The organism is Pseudomonas sp. Irchel s3b6 (genome assembly GCF_900187415.1).
In the GTDB taxonomy this organism is placed as follows: domain Bacteria; phylum Pseudomonadota; class Gammaproteobacteria; order Pseudomonadales; family Pseudomonadaceae; genus Aquipseudomonas.
Map to the genome: position 1 here is coordinate 208,131 of NZ_FYDM01000005.1, position 17,008 is coordinate 225,138.

Sequence of the window (17,008 nt, forward strand, 5' to 3'; positions counted from 1 at the left end):
GAATTCGGCGATCACATCACAAGCAAACGTTTGCGATGCCTTGAATGAGTTCGAAACCAAATAGCCGGATCACCAAAAAAGACCGGCATTAAAAAAAGAAAGAAAGGAGCTTTACCGATGAAACTGAGCAGCACAGCACTGTTGGCATTGGCCATCAGCAGCATTACGGCTACCGCTTATGCCGAACCGCAGAGCCAGGCGTTCAACCCGGTTACCGTGAACACCAACAATGCGCAGTCCGAGGCCACCGGCTTCATCGAAGGCCAGAAGATCGATGGCAGTACCCGTAACTGGTACGCCAACGAACAGCTCAAGCGTGGGGGCAAATTCAAGTACAAGAAAGACGGCCAGTCGGTCGACACTGATCGTCGTATCAACTGGGTGCAGGGCACCATCATCAAGTACAACTCGGGCTTCACCGAGGGGCCCGTCGGTTTCAGCACTGAGCTGGCGGCCTACAACGCCGTCGCGCTGGAACGCGACCGCGAGAACCTGGCGTCCAACAACGGTGGCGCACCGGGTACTCGTCCAGGCGCGGGCAACAACCGTACGCTGACCAAGGAAGGCGGCGACGCCCAGGGCCAGTGGAGCAAGCTGGGCCTGGCCAACGTCAAGGCACGTCTCTCCAACACCACCCTGACCGCCGGCCGCATGAACTTCAGCAGCCCGCAAGTCGACGTCATCGGCAACCGTGCCCTGCCGTCCAGCTTCCAGGGTGTGGCCCTGCACAGCGAAGAACTGAACAACCTGGCCTTCGACGTGGCCACCTTCGACCGCAACTCACCGCGTACCGAAGAAAGCCTGAGCAAATTCCGCTCCGAGTACGGTGACATCAATGCCGAAGCCGATCACGTCCACACCGCCGGTATCAGCTACTCGCCATTCGCCAGCCTGACCACCAGCTTCTGGGGCACCCAGGCTGAAGATCTCTGGAACCAGTACTACTTCGGCGCCACCCACGTGCTGGGCGACAGCTCGGTGCTGAGCCTGACCACCGGCCTGAACTACTACAAGACCCAGGATGAAGGCCAGGCCAAGCTCGGCAACATCGACAACGACACCTACTCGCTGTCGTTCGGCCTGACCCACCAGGCCCACACCCTGACCCTGTCCTATCAGGAGATCAACGGTAACGAGTACTTCGACTACCTGCATGAAACCAACGGCATCTACCTGGCCAACTCCCTGCTCTCGGACTTCAACGGCCCGAACGAGAAATCCTTCCAGGTGGCCTACGGCCTGAACATGGCTGAATACGGCGTGCCAGGCCTGAAGTTCAACATCTACCAGGCTCGCGGCTGGGGCATCGACGGCACCCACTACACCGGCGGCGGTTACGACGGCGTGCAGTCGATGGATGGCGAACACCACTATGAATACGGCATCGGCTCCACCTACGCCATTCAAAGCGGTCCTCTGAAAGCCACCACCGTGCGTGCGACCTACACCGCGCACCGTGCGAGCGAAAACCAGGCTGACGGCAGCATCAACGAGTTCCGTCTGGTCACCACCATTCCATTCAACATTCTCTAAGCACCCGTCGAACGGCTGACTCAATGACGAGCGGCCGTTCTGCGACGTTGATCCAACTGATTGCAGAGGGGTTATTGATGAACAAGCTTCCTTTACGAGCGGCCATCGCCGCCGCGCTGCTGAGTGTCGCTGTCGGCGCCTCGGCCAAGCCCTTGGTGGTCTGTACCGAAGCCAGCCCGGAAGGCTTCGATATGGTCCAGTACACGACTGCAGTCACAGGCGATGCGGTGTCCGAAACCATCTTCAATCGTCTGGTGGGCTTCAAGCCCGGCACCACCGAACTCATTCCAGTACTGGCAGACTCCTGGGACATCAGTGAAGACGGCCAAACCTACACGTTCCACCTGCGCCAAGGCGTCAAGTTCCACACCACCGATTACTTCAAGCCGACCCGTGATTTCAACGCCGACGACGTGGTCTGGAGTTTCCAGCGTCAGCTGGACCCGAATCATCCATGGCACAAGAAGTCGAGCGTGGGCTTCCCGTACTTTGAAAGCATGGGCTTCAAGGAACTACTGAAAAACGTAGAAAAAGTCGACGACAACACCGTCAAGTTCACCCTGACCCGCCGCGAAGCGCCGTTCCTGGCCGATATCGCGATGGCATTCTCCTCGATCTACTCCGCCGAATACGCCGACCAGTTGCTCAAGGCCGACAAGGCCGGCGACCTGAACAACAAGCCGATCGGCACCGGCCCGTTCATCTTTCAGCGTTATGCGAAAGACGCTCAGGTGCGCTTCAAGGCCAACCCGGAATACTTCCGTGGCAAGCCGCCGGCCGAAGCCTTGATCCTGGCGATCGCTACCGACAACAACGTGCGCCTGCAGAAGCTCAAGGCCAACGAGTGCCAGATCGCGCTGTATCCCAAGCCCGATGACATTCCGAGCGTCAAGAGCGACCCCAACCTGAAAGTCGCCGAGCTGGACGCGATGACCGTGTCCTACATGGCCATGAACACCCAGCACAAATACATGAGCGACGTGCGGGTGCGTAAAGCGATCGACATCGCCTTCGACAAAGAAGCCTACGTCAACGCGCTGTTCGGCAAGGGCAATGCGACCGTGGCGGTCAACCCGTACCCGCCGACCCTGCTGGGCTACAACCACGACCTGAACAACCCGCCACGCGACCTCGACAAGGCCCGCGCCCTGCTCAAGGAAGCCGGGGTTCCGGAAGGCACCGTGTTTACCCTGTTTACCCGTAACGGCGGCGGCCCGACGAACCCCAACCCCATGCTCGGTGCCCAGATGATGCAGGCCGACCTTGCGAAAGTCGGGATCCAGATCGACATCCGCGTGATGGAATGGGGCGAAATGCTTAAACGCGCCAAGAACGGCGAGCACGACATCGTGTCTGCCGGATGGGCGGGCGACAACGGCGACCCGGATAACTTCCTGACGCCTATGCTCAGTTGTGAAGCGGCCAAGAACGGCGAAAACTACGCACGCTGGTGTAACGAGAAATTCCAGGCACTGCTGGATGAAGCACGGGCTAAAGTAGATCCGGCCGAGCGCATCGCGCTCTACGAACAGGCACTGGTGCTGTTTAATCAGGACCAACCGTGGATCAGCATGGCCCACACCCGGATGTTTACTGCAATGCGCAACAACGTAGAGGGCTATCACATCAGCCCTCTCACCACTAATAACTTTGCCACTACTCAGGTGAAGTAGATAAGAAACTCCCAGCTTCCCTGACCCCAGGGAAGCCGGGAACGCCGAACCGGCTGATGAGGTACACCAGAAGATGTTTAGTTTTATTGCCCGCCGATTGGGGCTGTTGATCCCCACGTTCTTCGGCATCACCCTGCTGACATTCGCATTGATTCGCATGATTCCCGGCGACCCCGTGGAAGTGATGATGGGCGAACGTCGGGTCGATCCCGAAATGCATGCTCAGGCAATGGAACGCCTTGGTCTGAACAAACCGCTGTATGCCCAGTACCTGGACTACATCGGTAAGCTGGCCCAGGGTGACCTGGGTGAATCCCTGCGTACCCGTGAAAGTGTATGGAGCGAGTTCACCTCACTGTTCCCGGCAACACTGGAATTGTCCATGGCTGCGCTGCTGTTCGCCGGCATCCTGGGGCTCCTGGCGGGCGTCATCGCGGCACTCAAGCGAGGATCGCTGTTCGACCACGGGGTCATGGGTATTTCCCTGGCCGGGTATTCGATGCCGATCTTCTGGTGGGGCCTGATCCTGATCATGTTCTTCTCGGTGTCCCTGGGCTGGACTCCGGTTTCCGGGCGGATCGACCTGCTTTACGACATTGAGCCACGCACCGGCTTCATGCTCATCGACACCTTGCTGGCCGATGACACCGGGGCGTTCTTCGATGCCCTGCACCACCTGATTCTGCCGGCCATCGTGCTGGGCACCATCCCGCTGGCGGTGATCGCCCGGATGACCCGCTCCTCGATGCTCGAAGTACTGCGTGAAGACTACATCCGTACCGCACGGGCCAAAGGCCTGTCGCCGGCACGCGTGGTCTTCGTGCATGGCCTGCGCAACGCCCTGATCCCGGTACTGACCGTGGTCGGCCTGCAGGTCGGCACATTGCTGGCCGGTGCGGTACTGACCGAAACCATCTTCTCCTGGCCCGGCATCGGCAAATGGCTGATCGAAGCCATCGGCGCCCGGGACTACCCGGTGGTGCAAAACGGCATTCTGTTAATCGCCTGCCTGGTGATTCTGGTCAACTTTGTAGTGGATATTCTTTATGGCTTCGCAAACCCACGCATCCGCCACCAGCGCTGAGACCCTACGAATGAGTACTCCAACACCCTCCGTAGCAGTCGACACCAGCCTGCTCTATCCGTCCCCGTACAAAGAATTCTGGCAAGCGTTCTCCAAGAACAAGGGCGCCGTTGCCGGCCTGATGTTCATGCTGCTGGTGATCTTCTGCGCGATCTTCGCCCCCTGGGTTGCCCCTCATAACCCGAGCGAGCAATACCGCGATTTCCTGCTGACTCCTCCGGCCTGGCTGGAAGGCGGGCAAATGCAGTTCCTGCTCGGTACCGACGAGCTGGGTCGCGACCTGTTGTCGCGCCTGATCGCGGGCTCGCGCCTGTCGCTGCTGATCGGCCTGTCATCGGTGGTCATGTCGCTGATTCCAGGGATCCTGCTGGGTCTGTTCGCCGGGTTCTTCCCGCGCATGCTTGGCCCGACCATCATGCGCCTGATGGACATCATGCTGGCCCTGCCCTCCTTGCTGCTGGCCGTGGCGATCGTCGCCATCCTCGGCCCAGGCCTGATCAACACCGTCATCGCCATCGCCATCGTGTCCCTGCCGTCCTACGTCCGCCTGACCCGCGCCGCGGTGATGGGCGAGCTGAACCGCGACTACGTGACCGCCGCGCGCCTGGCCGGTGCCGGCCTGCCACGCCTGATGTTCATCACCGTGCTGCCCAACTGCATGGCGCCGCTGATCGTCCAGGCGACCCTGAGCTTCTCCTCGGCGATTCTCGATGCCGCCGCACTGGGCTTCCTCGGCCTCGGCGTACAACCGCCAACCCCCGAGTGGGGCACCATGCTGGCTTCGGCTCGCGACTACATCGAACGCGCCTGGTGGGTCGTCAGCCTGCCTGGCTTGACCATTTTGCTCAGCGTGCTGGCAATCAACCTGATGGGCGACGGCCTGCGCGATGCGCTGGACCCGAAACTCAAGAACGCCGCCTGAGGGGATTCACATGTCATTGTTGGAAATCAAGAATCTCAACGTTCGCTTCGGCGACAAGAACGCCGTTCCCGTGGTCGATGGCCTGGACCTGACCGTGGACAAGGGCGAAGTGCTGGCCATCGTGGGCGAGTCGGGGTCCGGCAAGTCCGTGACCATGATGGCGCTGATGGGCCTGATCGAACATCCCGGCATCGTTACCGCTGACGCCCTCAGCTTCGACGGCAAGGACATGCTCAAGCTGAGCAATCGCCAGCGCCGGCAGATCGTCGGCAAAGACCTGGCGATGGTCTTCCAGGACCCGATGACCGCGCTGAACCCGAGCTACACCGTGGGCTTCCAGATTGAAGAAGTGCTGCGCCTGCACCTGAAAATGTCCGGCAAGGCCGCCCGCAAGCGCGCCATCGAACTGCTGGAAAAAGTGGAAATCCCGGGCGCCGCGAGCCGTATGGACGCCTACCCGCACCAACTCTCCGGCGGGATGAGCCAGCGCGTGGCAATCGCCATGGCCATTGCCGGCGAACCCAAGCTGTTGATCGCGGACGAGCCGACCACGGCCCTGGACGTGACCATTCAGGCGCAGATCATGGACCTGCTGCTGGCCCTGCAAAAAGAGCAGAACATGGGCCTGGTGCTGATCACCCACGACCTCGCGGTCGTGGCCGAAACCGCCCAGCGCGTGTGCGTGATGTACGCAGGCCAGGCAGTGGAAGTCGGTCAAGTGCCACAACTGTTCGACATTCCAGCTCACCCGTACACTGAAGCGCTGCTCAAGGCGATTCCCGAACACAGCCTGGGCTCTTCCCGCCTGGCCACGCTGCCGGGTATCGTTCCTGGCCGCTATGACCGTCCGCAGGGCTGCCTGCTGTCGCCACGCTGCCCCTACGTGCAGGACAACTGCCGTCAACAACGTCCAACCCTGGACCCGAAAAGCAACAGCCTCGCCCGCTGCTTCTATCCTTTGAATCAGGAGGTGGCGTAATGGCCGTCGTTCTCACCGCCCGTGACCTGACCCGTCACTACGAAGTTTCCCGCGGCCTGTTCAAAGGCCATGCGACGGTTCGCGCACTGAACGGCGTATCGTTCGAGCTGGAAGCCGGCAAGACCCTGGCCGTCGTGGGCGAATCCGGTTGCGGCAAATCCACCCTGGCCCGTGCCCTGACGCTGATCGAAGAGCCGTCCTCCGGCTCCTTGCAAATCGCCGGGCAGGAAGTGGCCGGCGCCAACAAGGCCCAGCGCAAGCAACTGCGCAAAGACGTGCAGATGGTGTTCCAGAGCCCTTACGCGTCACTCAACCCACGGCAGAAGATCGGCGACCAACTGGCCGAGCCGTTGTTGATCAACACCAACCTCTCGGCCAGCGAACGTCGCGAAAAAGTCCAGGCGATGATGAAGCAGGTCGGCTTGCGTCCCGAGCACTACCAGCGTTATCCGCACATGTTCTCCGGCGGCCAGCGCCAGCGGATCGCCCTGGCCCGCGCCATGATGCTGCAACCCAAGGTGCTGGTGGCGGACGAACCGACCTCGGCGCTGGACGTGTCGATCCAGGCCCAGGTGCTGAACCTGTTCATGGACCTGCAGCAAGAGTTCAACACCGCCTACGTGTTCATCTCCCACAACCTGGCCGTGGTGCGTCACGTCGCCGATCACGTGATGGTGATGTACCTCGGCCGGCCGGTGGAAATGGGCCCGAAGGAAGACATCTACACCCGTCCGCTGCACCCGTACACCCAGGCCCTGCTGTCGGCGACACCCACCATCCACCCGGATCCGAACAAGCCGAAGATCAAGATCGTCGGCGAACTGCCCAACCCGCTGAACCCGCCGTCCGGCTGCGCTTTCCACAAGCGCTGCCCGTACGCGACCGAACGTTGCAGCAAAGAAGAGCCGGCCTTGCGCCCGCTCGACAACCGTCAGGTGGCCTGCCATTACGCCGAGCAATTCATCGTAATAAGCCGGGCATGAACAAGCGCCCTATCGGGGCAATGCCAGTCAGTTAGGTGAACGCAGACCTTTGTAGGAGCGAGCAGGCTCGCGATGGACGTTAACGATAACGCGTGTTTTCTGATTGAACGCGTTGTTCTTGAGTTCATCGCGAGCCCGCTCGCTCCTACACATTCGACCTCATCTCCTTAACTGATCGGCATTACCCTATCGGGGCGCTTCCTGAACCGCGTTAACCAAACCCCTCCTCCAGGACTGCGCATCAGTCCGCCGGGAGGGGTTTTCTTTTGCCCGCGATCTACGTCTGGCTATCACCTTCATCGGTGTCCGGCTCTTCAGTGGTCGAGTCGTCATCCCCCTTGCTGCCACCCTGATCCTGGTCACCAGGCTCGGATTCGGACTTGGCGAGCATCAGCTCACCCTGTGCCCCATGCCCACTCGACACCTGCTCACCATGATCCGGGCACTCGGCCCACGCCATCGAGGTCCCCAGGGACCAGATCACCAGCACCTTCAATAGCAACACCATGCGTAGAAACTTGCTCATCGTCGATTCCATCCTTTTTTTGTGTGAAGCAGGAGTGCCCGTCTGGCGCTGAGTGAAATCTAGTTCCGATTGAGTCGGTTCTCCAGATAGGACGCTAATGAATGGGCGGAAATACCATTGATCAACAGACTGGTTTTGCATAACCGCCATAGCGAATGGTTATTTCAGACTTGATAAGGGCTCCTGTGAAAGAGAGTCGGGCGACGCTCCCACCGTGGATTTTCGGCAGCCCATAGGATTTTCGGCAGCCCATAAAAAACCCCGCGGCTTTCGCGGCGGGGCTTGGGATGTGACGTGTCAGCGCTTAATGATGCTCACGGGTCGCGCGGAACTTCACATCTGGCCAGCGCTCTTCCATCAGCGCCAGGTTGACCCGGGTCGGGGCCAGGTAGGTCAGGTGACCGCCGCCATCCAGGGCGAGGTTTTCCACCGCCTTGATGCTGAACTCTTCGAGCTTCTTCTTATCGCTGCAATCGATCCAGCGCGCGGACCACACGGTGATCGGCTCGTAGGCGCACTCAACCTTGTATTCCTCTTTAAGGCGGCTGGCGACCACATCGAACTGCAGCACACCGACGGCGCCGAGGATGATGTCGTTGCTGCGTTCCGGGAAGAACACCTGGGTGGCGCCCTCTTCGGCCAGCTGCTGCAAGCCCTGGCGCAGTTGCTTGGATTTCAGCGGGTCCTTCAGGCGTACGCGACGGAACAGTTCCGGGGCGAAGTGCGGGATGCCGGTGAAGCCCAGGGTTTCGCCTTCGCTGAAGGTGTCGCCGATCTGGATGGTGCCGTGGTTGTGCAGGCCGATGATGTCGCCGGCAAAAGCTTCTTCCAGTTGCTCACGCTCGGACGAGAAGAAGGTCAGCGCATCGCCGATCCGCACGTCCTTGCCCGTACGCACGTGGCGCATCTTCATGCCTTTTTCGTACTTGCCGGAGCAGATACGCATGAAGGCGATACGGTCGCGGTGCTTGGGGTCCATGTTCGCCTGGATCTTGAACACGAAGCCGGTGAACTTCTCTTCCACCGGTTCCACGGTGCGCTCGTTGGCAACCCGGGCCAATGGCTTCGGTGCCCAGTTGACCACGGCGTCGAGCACGTGATCGACCCCAAAGTTACCCAGTGCGGTACCGAAGAACACCGGCGTCAGCTGGCCGTCCATGAACTCCTGCTGGTTGAACTCGTGGCAGGCGCCCTGCACCAGTTCCAGCTGCTCGATGAAGCGTTCGTACTCATCGCCCAGGTGGGCGCGGGCTTCATCGGAGTCGAGCTTCTCGATGATCTTCACCTCGGTCCGCTCGTGGCCGTGGCCGGCGGTGTAGACGATGATGTAGTCGTCGGCGAGGTGGTAGACACCCTTGAAGTCACGGTAGCAACCGATCGGCCAGGTGATCGGCGCGGCCTTGATCTTCAGGACTGCTTCGATTTCGTCGAGCAGTTCGATCGGGTCGCGAATGTCACGGTCGAGTTTGTTGATGAAGCTGACAATCGGCGTATCGCGCAGACGGCAGACGTCCATCAGGGCAATGGTCCGTGGCTCTACACCCTTACCGCCATCGAGGACCATCAGTGCCGAGTCGACCGCCGTCAGGGTGCGGTAGGTGTCTTCGGAGAAGTCTTCGTGGCCCGGGGTGTCGAGCAGGTTGATCATGTGATCGCGATACGGGAACTGCATGACCGACGTGGTAATGGAGATACCCCGCTGCTTTTCCATTTCCATCCAGTCGGAGGTGGCATGGCGGTCGGATTTGCGAGATTTCACCGTGCCGGCAACCGCAATCGCCTTGCCCATCAGCAAGAGCTTCTCGGTGATGGTGGTTTTACCCGCATCGGGGTGGGAAATAATGGCGAAAGTGCGGCGTTTCGCGACTTCGGCGGCCTGTTTGGTCATGGGAAATCGCCTGGCAGGTGATTCAAAAAAGGGCGGCGATTATAGCCCAAGTTGATCCCAGAACCGAACCGTTGAGCACATTAGGGGTGGCCAAATGCTGCCTGAGATGGGAACCTTTGAGGCCGTGGAGGCGTCCACTCCCCTGTTACGACCCATCGTCAGGGGCTGAAATACCTGCAAGTCAGCCTGACGAGGCTGTGCTCATGGCTCGATTTCACGCCGCATTTGCCGGCATCGATAGAGCTGCTTTTCGCGAACGCTCCTCCCGGCAGCCAGGTATGGCATGCCACACGGGAAAGCGTGCGCCGACTAAAAAAATAGGAGTCCGCCTGTGGCTATCCGCTATGGCAAAGGGCTGACAGGAGGTGCGGTTGTCATCGCGCTTCTGGCCCTGCTGATTCACTGGATCGGCATCAACACGATCGAACTGTACCGCGACGATTTGTTGTTTTACCTGCAAGCTCACCTGATTCTCGTCCTCGCTTCCATGCTGGCCGCCCTTGTCGTGGGCATCCCCGCCGGTATCCTGCTCAGCCGCCCGACCCTGATCGGACGTGCCGAACGCTTCATGCAACTCTTCAACATCGGCAACACCGTCCCGCCTCTTGCTGTACTGGCCATCGCCCTGGGGATCCTCGGCATCGGCAGCGGCCCTGCAATCTTCGCCCTGTTCCTCGCCTCCCTGCTGCCCATCGTGCGCAACACCTACGAAGGCCTGAAAAACGTTCAGGGTTCACTCAAGGAAGCCGCCGTCGGTATCGGCATGACCCCACGCCAGGTGCTGTGGCGGGTCGAGCTACCCAATGCCATACCGATCATCATCGGTGGCGTGCGCGTAGCCCTGGCGATCAACGTCGGCACCGCACCGCTGGCATTCCTGATCGGCGCCAACAGCCTGGGCAGCCTGATTTTTCCCGGCATTGCCTTGAACAATCAGCCGCAACTGATCCTCGGCGCAGCCTGCACCGCCCTGCTGGCCTTGTTGCTCGACGGCCTGGTGACCCTGGCCAGCCGCCTCTGGCTGGAACGCGGCCTCCGCCCGTCTTAAGCCCCGGTAAAGGAAGACTCATGAAAACCATTCGCTTTTTACTAGGCTGCGTCCTGCTGTGCGCAGGAATTGCCCACGCCGCGGAAAAACCGCTGATTCGCATTGGCGCGCGCGTATTCACCGAACAAACCCTACTGGCCGAAATCACCGCTCAATACTTGCGCACCCAGGGCTATGACGCTCAGGTTACTGGCGGCCTGGGCAGCAACCTGGCCCGCAGCGCCCAGGAAACCGGACAACTGGATCTGGTCTGGGAATACACCGGTGTGTCACTGGTGTCCTACAACCATGTCACGGAAAAACTCGACAGCCAGCAGTCACTGGCACGGGTCACTGAGCTGGACGCGAAGAAGGGCCTGACCTGGCTTTCACCGTCGAAATTCAGCAACACCTACGCCTTGGCGTTGCCGGAAAACGTCGCCGCCCGCTACCCGCAGATCAATACGATCAGTGAGCTCGACACCGCGTTGCGCAATGCGGCCAACGACCAACCGCTGGTGGCGCTGGACACCGAGTTTGCCAACCGTTCCGACGGCCTGGCCGGCATGCTCAAGCGCTACGACATGGACCTGACCCGGCGCAACATCCGCCAGATGGATGCCGGCCTGGTCTACACCGCGCTGCGCAATGGCCAGGTGTTTGCCGGGTTGGTCTACACCACGGACGGCCGCCTCAACGCCTTCAAACTCAAGTTGCTGGCAGACGACAAACACTACTTCCCCGACTACACCGCCGCCCCCGTGGTACGCCAGGCCTACCTCGACACCCACCCGCAACTGGCCGCGCAGCTCAAACCGCTGGCCGATCTGTTCGACGACGAAACCATGCGCCAGCTCAACGCCCGGGTCGACGTCAACCATGAAAGCCCGTCGGCCGTGGCCGCTGATTTCCTGCGCCAGCACCCACTGCTTTCTGTTAATTGAACCGGAGGAAAAGCCATGGAGTTTTTCAACGCCTTTTCCCACCTGGACTGGCCGCTCGTCCTGCACTTGACCTGGCAACACATCACCCTGGTCGGGATTGCCGTCACCCTGGCGATCCTGGTCGGCGTGCCACTGGGTATTCTGATGACGCGCTTCCCGTCACTCGCCGGCCCCCTGCAAGCCAGCGCCACGGTGCTGCTGACCATTCCGTCGATTGCCCTGTTCGGCTTGCTGCTGCCGGTGTACTCGACATTCGGCCAGGGCCTGGGACCGATGCCGGCGATTACCGCGGTGTTCCTGTACTCCCTGCTGCCGATCATGCGTAACACCTACCTGGCACTGACCAGTGTGGAACCCGGCATTCGCGAAGCCGCACGCGGCATCGGCATGACCTTCGGCCAGCGCTTGCGCATGGTCGAGTTGCCGATTGCGGTGCCGGTGATCCTCGCTGGCGTGCGCACCGCCGTGGTCATGAACATCGGGGTGATGACCATCGCCGCCACCATCGGTGCCGGTGGCCTGGGTGTGCTCATTCTCGCTTCCATCAGCCGCAGCGACATGTCGATGCTGATCGTCGGCGCGGTGCTGGTCAGCTTGCTGGCCATCTTCGCCGACCTGCTTCTGCAGTGGCTGCAACGCTCGCTGACTCCAAAAGGACTGCTTAAATGATCGAACTTCAAAACCTGACCAAGACCTTTCAAAGCAACGGCAAAGACGTAAAGGCCGTGGACTCGGTGAGCCTGACCGTCAACGAAGGCGAGATTTGCGTATTCCTCGGGCCGTCGGGCTGCGGCAAGAGCACCACGCTGAAGATGATCAACCGCCTGATCAAGCCGACCTCGGGCAAGATCCTGATCAACGGCGAAGACACCACCGACCTCGACGCAGTCACCCTGCGTCGCAACATCGGTTATGTGATCCAGCAGATCGGCCTGTTCCCCAACATGACCATCGAGGAAAACATTGTGGTGGTGCCGCGCCTGCTGGGCTGGGACAAGCAGAAATGCCACGACCGCGCTCGCGAGTTGATGAGCATGATCAAGCTCGAACCCAAGCACTACCTGCATCGCTACCCGCGTGAGTTGTCCGGGGGCCAGCAACAACGGATCGGCGTGATCCGCGCCCTGGCCGCCGATGCCCCGTTGCTGCTGATGGACGAGCCGTTCGGTGCGGTCGATCCGATCAACCGCGAGATGATCCAGAACGAGTTCTTCGAGATGCAGCGGGCGCTGAACAAGACCGTGATCATGGTCAGCCACGACATCGACGAGGCCATCAAGCTCGGCGACAAGATCGCCATCTTCCGCGCCGGCAAGCTGTTGCAGATCGACCATCCTGACACCCTGCTGGCCCACCCTACCGATGAATTCGTCAGCAACTTCGTCGGTCAGGACAGCACCCTCAAGCGCCTGCTCCTGGTGAAAGCCGAAGACGCGGCGGACAACGCGCCCTCCGTCAGCCCGGACACCCCGGTGGCCGAGGCACTGGAGTTGATGGACGAGCACGACCGGCGTTATGTCGTCGTCACCTGCGCCGACAACAAGGCCCTGGGTTACGTGCGCCGCCGCGACCTGCACCGTCAGAGCGGCAACTGCGGGCAATACCTGCGCGAATTCAACGCCACCGCAGCCTATGACGAACACTTGCGCATCCTGCTGTCGCGCATGTACGAGTTCAACCGCTCGTGGCTGCCGGTGATGGATGCCGAGCGGGTGTTCCTGGGGGAAGTGACACAGGAGTCGATTGCCGCCTACCTGAGCTCCGGACGTTCCCGGGGTGGCAAGACCAGCATCGTCTCGCCAGCCGAGGCTGCGCTGGCCTGATTGAAACTGTGGAGCAGCCGGTCGACGCTCGAGAGCTCGCGATGGACTTGAAAACGCCGCGTTTATTCAGACAGCACGCGTTATCGTTAACCACCATCGCGAGCAAGCTCGCTCCTACCCACTCCTGAATCACCTTAAATAGCCCTTTAACGGGAACATCACACTGTCACGCAGGTCGGTTACATCAGTAGCTGTCCGGGACCGCACGACGGAAGCGTGCAAAAACGCGACATTTTTTGTTGATCTCAAGCCCCTCACGCCCTAAAGTTCGCGCCGAACGTCCATGCTGGAAACGATCCATCCGGCTCAAGTACTGACGACGAGACAGCAAGGCCAAGGGCTGCACCGCCTCCCGTGGCCTTTTTGCTTTCGGCGACATGCCTTGGGAAGTAGGCGAACCAAAGTGGGGATACGGAGGACGTTCATTTGCACCCATTGATTACTAACGTTTGCCAGTAGGAGCTCCCAAGTATGTCGATCCAGGTCGAAGACTATTTCGCGCGCGAAACCTTTCAAAAAATGAAGGCGTTCGCCGACAAGCAAGAAACCCCGTTCGTGGTGATCGATACTGCGATGATCAGCCAGGCCTATGACGACCTGCGTGCCGGTTTCGAATTCGCCAAGGTCTACTACGCGGTCAAGGCCAACCCGGCCGTCGAGATCATCGACCTGCTCAAGGAGAAAGGCTCTAGCTTCGACATCGCCTCGATCTATGAGCTGGACAAAGTACTCGACCGTGGCGTCAGCGCCGACCGGATCAGCTACGGCAACACCATCAAGAAATCCAAGGACATTCGCTACTTCTATGAGAAGGGCGTGCGTCTGTACTCCACCGACTCCGAAGCCGACCTGCGCAACATCGCCAAGGCCGCACCAGGCTCGAAAGTCTATGTGCGCATCCTCACCGAAGGTTCGACCACCGCAGACTGGCCTCTTTCGCGCAAGTTCGGCTGCCAGACCGACATGGCCATGGACCTGCTGATCCTCGCTCGCGACCTGGGCCTGGTGCCCTACGGCGTGTCGTTCCACGTGGGCTCGCAGCAGCGTGACATCAGCGTATGGGACGCCGCGATCGCCAAGGTCAAAGTGATCTTCGAACGCCTGAAAGAAGAAGACGGCATCCACCTGAAGCTGATCAACATGGGCGGTGGCTTCCCGGCCAACTACATCACCCGCACCAACAGCCTGGAAACCTACGCAGAGGAAATCATCCGCTTCCTCAAGGAAGACTTCGGTGACGACCTGCCGGAAATCATCCTGGAGCCAGGCCGCTCGCTGATCGCCAACGCCGGCATCCTGGTCAGCGAAGTGGTGCTGGTCGCGCGTAAATCCCGTACCGCGGTAGAGCGTTGGGTGTACACGGATGTAGGCAAGTTCTCCGGCCTGATCGAAACCATGGACGAAGCCATCAAGTTCCCGATCTGGACCGAGAAGAAAGGCGAGATGGAAGAAGTGGTCATCGCCGGTCCTACCTGCGACAGCGCCGACATCATGTACGAGAACTACAAGTACGGCCTGCCGCTGAACCTGGCGATCGGTGATCGTTTGTACTGGTTGTCCACCGGCGCCTACACCACCAGCTACAGCGCGGTTGAGTTCAATGGCTTCCCGCCTCTGAAGTCGTTCTACGTTTAAGTCCCGCGCGTATATCCAGTCCTGAAATAGGTTTACACCTATTTCAGCCTCAAAACGCCCGATGCACCGCATCGGGCGTTTTGTATTTCAGGGACAAATGCGGTCGCTCTCCGTTTATAGATCATCACCGACTCATCCACCCTTTGCTTCGCTTGCGCCAGATCCTTTGGATCGGTGCAGCAAGAGTTCCCTCTTCAGAATCCCGTTTACCCTCTCGGCCATAGCGTTCTGATAGCCGTCAACAAGTAACAGGCAAGCCCTGGTGATGCTCAGGTCTTCGATTTGCCCTTGCGAGAGGACTTGCCGAGTCGTTTTTTACGACGGAAATACCGTAGCCGTTTATAAAAATATTGACGACTGCTTCGAAAAACTGAGTCTCTTTATAACTCAACTCGCCTTTTACGACCTGTGCGACGAGCGACAGTTTAAAAACACAGCGTGTAATCCCGCTACTGCGCCTTTTACCTGAATCCATTGTGTCCTCCTGAGAACAGGTCATAAGGGATACACCTTATTCATGGCGGGACAGCAATACAAAAAACCCAGTAAATATTCACAGGTTGTTTTATTTCCACCTCGCCCATGTTTATTAGCATTTCAAAAACAACAACCCCACACACTTATTGACCACACATCAAATACAGCCACCTGATAAACCGGCCTGACAATCAGCAACACCTCCCGCCCGACACATTCTGAAAACATTATTCGCTTAACCTTTATTATAATCACCATTACTTTTCCCTAACAGAAAGAGCGCATCACAACAACGCTAAAACATAAAAGGGATTTTCATGTTAGCCACTCAAGACCTAAACATCACCGCCAAAGAAATTAATTCACTCACTTCTGATTTCATGAGTGCAGTTTCCGGCACCCTCGCAGGTGTCGAGCGCGAACAAGGGTTACTGATCACAAACGACGACATTAAAAAAATCAAACGCTACGTCAGTGCCGGACTGGCACTGCCTACCGACATAAATGAAATAGAACAGATACATAAGTACGACCAACTGGATATCGCCGGACTTAAATCAGCCGATATGCAGGTTCTGTATAAAGCCATGAAAAATCACGCTGAGACCTGGTCTGCACTTGAGTCCAGCATGAAAACGGTCGGCTCGGATCTTTACGTCTTTGCTGACAACTTTACTTCCAGCAGCAATTCCATCATCAACTACCTGAAAACACTGCCAAGCTACATCAGCGGCATCGGGAAAATCGGAAATTTGACCCCAGAGGAAATCGACAAGCTTCCAGAAATACAATTAACCGGGGAGGAGAAACAAAAAATCCCGGCCTTATTGGAGTTGGTCAGCGAGCTAAAAACAGTCATCACCGAACACAGCCAAAGCACACAAACCACTAAAGTCAAAACAACAGAATTCAAGCGCACAATTACCAACACCCTGAAGCCAGCACTGGGTTTGAAAATAGCGCTTATCAATAGCCGAAACGTCAACAAAGAAATAAAAGAGCTTAACGAAAGACTCGACATCCTCAACCAACGAATCAACGAAAAAAATGCGGAAGTCGAGAAATATTCCGAGAGCAAATGGTGGGGACTGTTCGGAGGTGTAGTCGGTTTTATCGTCACTTCTACGATTTATGGTGACAAGGCCCAGCAGGCCCGACATGAACTTGGCCAGCTCACAGACGAACGACGCGACATCGAATCGAAAATTGCAACGACCCACGAGATCCTTGCCTCGTTGCTTGCGTTCGAAACCAGTCTCCAGGACCTGCAAGTCAGAGTGGAAGGCGCCGCTGGCAGCTCATCGAACCTCGAAAGCCTCTGGGAGTTAATACAGACGTATGTCGATTCTTCCAGCAAAAGACTGGATGGCGTTACCAATGCCATGTACCTGGTTTCTTTTGTTTCCAGGTTAACCTCGATGATGGAAAACTGGTCGGCGATAAAAAAACAGGCGGGCGATTTATTGACTGCCTTTAACAATGCCACGAGTAGCTCCTGACATTACCGAACGATA

15 protein-coding genes and 1 pseudogene are annotated in these 17,008 nt (G+C 58.7%); 12 read left to right on the forward strand and 4 right to left on the reverse strand.

The annotated features are described in order from the left end of the window. Nucleotides 1-117: 117 nt before the first annotated feature. The 6 genes from CKW07_RS11580 to CKW07_RS11605 all read left to right on the forward strand — a co-directional run bounded on the left by CKW07_RS11580 (nucleotide 118) and on the right by CKW07_RS11605 (nucleotide 7,174). Nucleotides 118-1,533, forward strand: a complete 1,416-nt coding sequence (locus tag CKW07_RS11580) for an OprD family porin (RefSeq protein WP_095145023.1) — start codon at nucleotides 118-120, stop codon at nucleotides 1,531-1,533. Between the two features lie 77 nt (nucleotides 1,534-1,610). After that, nucleotides 1,611-3,206 (forward strand): ABC transporter substrate-binding protein, encoded by a 1,596-nt coding sequence (locus CKW07_RS11585; RefSeq protein ID WP_095145024.1) that lies wholly within the window; start codon nucleotides 1,611-1,613, stop codon nucleotides 3,204-3,206. A 73-nt stretch (nucleotides 3,207-3,279) separates the two neighbouring features. Continuing rightward, nucleotides 3,280-4,290, forward strand: coding sequence for an ABC transporter permease subunit (locus CKW07_RS11590; protein ID WP_095077912.1), 1,011 nt, complete (start codon nucleotides 3,280-3,282; stop codon nucleotides 4,288-4,290). A 10-nt stretch (nucleotides 4,291-4,300) separates the two neighbouring features. Next, entirely contained in the window at nucleotides 4,301-5,212 is a 912-nt protein-coding gene (locus CKW07_RS11595) for an ABC transporter permease subunit (protein WP_095145025.1), read from the forward strand. 10 nt (nucleotides 5,213-5,222) lie between these two features. After that, nucleotides 5,223-6,191, forward strand: a complete 969-nt coding sequence (locus CKW07_RS11600) for an ABC transporter ATP-binding protein (RefSeq protein WP_095145026.1) — start codon at nucleotides 5,223-5,225, stop codon at nucleotides 6,189-6,191. After that, nucleotides 6,191-7,174, forward strand: coding sequence for a peptide ABC transporter ATP-binding protein (locus tag CKW07_RS11605; protein WP_095145027.1), 984 nt, complete (start codon nucleotides 6,191-6,193; stop codon nucleotides 7,172-7,174). Before CKW07_RS11600 ends, CKW07_RS11605 begins: the two co-directional genes overlap by 1 nt. Nucleotides 7,175-7,451: 277 nt before the next feature. Here the strand turns inward: CKW07_RS11605 and CKW07_RS11610 are convergent, their stop codons facing one another. Both CKW07_RS11610 and CKW07_RS11615 read right to left on the reverse strand, forming a co-directional pair. Then, complete coding sequence (locus CKW07_RS11610) at nucleotides 7,452-7,700, reverse strand: hypothetical protein (protein WP_095145028.1); 249 nt, start codon at nucleotides 7,698-7,700, stop codon at nucleotides 7,452-7,454. 304 nt (nucleotides 7,701-8,004) lie between these two features. Then, nucleotides 8,005-9,588 carry a peptide chain release factor 3 gene (locus tag CKW07_RS11615; protein ID WP_095145029.1) on the reverse strand — a complete coding sequence of 528 codons (1,584 nt, stop codon included), beginning with the start codon at nucleotides 9,586-9,588 and terminating at the stop codon, nucleotides 8,005-8,007. Nucleotides 9,589-9,919: 331 nt separating this feature from the next. Between CKW07_RS11615 and CKW07_RS11620 the strand changes: the two genes are divergently transcribed. The 5 genes from CKW07_RS11620 (at nucleotide 9,920) to CKW07_RS11640 (ending at nucleotide 15,017) form a co-directional block, all read left to right on the forward strand. Continuing rightward, on the forward strand, nucleotides 9,920-10,636 hold the full coding sequence (locus tag CKW07_RS11620) for an ABC transporter permease (RefSeq protein WP_095145030.1): 717 nt from the start codon (nucleotides 9,920-9,922) through the stop codon (nucleotides 10,634-10,636). Nucleotides 10,637-10,656: 20 nt separating this feature from the next. Next, a complete protein-coding gene (locus CKW07_RS11625) occupies nucleotides 10,657-11,559 on the forward strand; it encodes a glycine betaine ABC transporter substrate-binding protein (RefSeq protein ID WP_095145031.1) in 903 nt (300 codons plus the stop codon). Nucleotides 11,560-11,574: 15 nt separating this feature from the next. Next, on the forward strand, nucleotides 11,575-12,228 hold the full coding sequence (locus tag CKW07_RS11630; protein WP_095145032.1) for an ABC transporter permease: 654 nt from the start codon (nucleotides 11,575-11,577) through the stop codon (nucleotides 12,226-12,228). Further along, nucleotides 12,225-13,382, forward strand: coding sequence for a betaine/proline/choline family ABC transporter ATP-binding protein (locus tag CKW07_RS11635; protein WP_095145033.1), 1,158 nt, complete (start codon nucleotides 12,225-12,227; stop codon nucleotides 13,380-13,382). The genes CKW07_RS11630 and CKW07_RS11635 overlap by 4 nt, the downstream gene beginning before the upstream one ends. A gap of 471 nt (nucleotides 13,383-13,853) precedes the next feature. After that, a complete protein-coding gene (locus tag CKW07_RS11640) occupies nucleotides 13,854-15,017 on the forward strand; it encodes a type III PLP-dependent enzyme (protein ID WP_095145034.1) in 1,164 nt (387 codons plus the stop codon). A gap of 49 nt (nucleotides 15,018-15,066) precedes the next feature. Here the strand turns inward: CKW07_RS11640 and CKW07_RS25450 are convergent. Together CKW07_RS25450 and CKW07_RS25455 are read right to left on the reverse strand one after the other, a co-directional pair. After that, nucleotides 15,067-15,257, reverse strand: a pseudogene (locus CKW07_RS25450) (integrase core domain-containing protein); the annotation flags it as partial. Continuing rightward, a complete protein-coding gene (locus CKW07_RS25455; RefSeq protein WP_176465307.1) occupies nucleotides 15,256-15,492 on the reverse strand; it encodes a hypothetical protein in 237 nt (78 codons plus the stop codon). The pseudogene CKW07_RS25450 and the gene CKW07_RS25455, both read right to left, overlap by 2 nt. A 319-nt stretch (nucleotides 15,493-15,811) precedes the next feature. Between CKW07_RS25455 and CKW07_RS11650 the strand changes: the two genes are divergently transcribed. Beyond that, entirely contained in the window at nucleotides 15,812-16,993 is a 1,182-nt protein-coding gene (locus tag CKW07_RS11650; RefSeq protein ID WP_095145035.1) for an alpha-xenorhabdolysin family binary toxin subunit A, read from the forward strand. Nucleotides 16,994-17,008 lie beyond the last annotated feature (15 nt).